Source organism: Treponema endosymbiont of Eucomonympha sp. (assembly GCF_001028545.1).
Window position 1 is genome coordinate 1 of record NZ_BBPW01000546.1, and the last position, 489, is coordinate 489.

General features: G+C 58.3%; 1 protein-coding gene. It reads left to right on the plus strand.

Annotation, left to right across the window (positions count from 1 at the left end; genetic code table 11):
• The first annotated feature begins 144 nt into the window (after positions 1-144).
• Positions 145-318: a hypothetical protein gene (locus AWU74_RS12140; RefSeq protein ID WP_162481843.1), complete on the plus strand. Its 174-nt coding sequence runs from the start codon at positions 145-147 to the stop codon at positions 316-318.
• Positions 319-489: the final 171 nt, after the last annotated feature.

Consider the following 489-nt stretch of genomic DNA (forward strand, 5'->3'; position numbering starts at 1 on the left):
ACTACCGACCCCGGCAAGTGGCCGAATAATTCTATCGCCGACTATTTCGGCATACGCTCGATACGTGGCGTCGAAAACAGCGACGAAATCTGGTAAACCGCGCCGGAATGGCATATCGGCGCACGGTGCGCCCGTCTGTCGCACATGCGCACAAAACCGACGGGCGGATATGCGTCGCTCCCGGCGGCAGCCGTGCGTCCGAATTCTTTGAAAGAACCCCGCATAGAGGCGGCGCGGCAACCGGAGGGCGCATATCCGTCTAAACAAGGCAAAAACACGTCCATAGCGGGCGCGAAACTGTCCTGTTTTGATTTATAATCGAACAAGCATGAGTTAAAACCGGACGGTTTTGAAACGCGCCTGCTCAAACCCGTCCCGCGGCTGGGCAATTATAAAATGCGGACGAACAGCCCCGCTTCGTCTGTATGTCGAGTTCCCTCGCGGAACGCGCGGGTGTGCCGCGAACCTGCGGCGCGCGGCATACGTCAA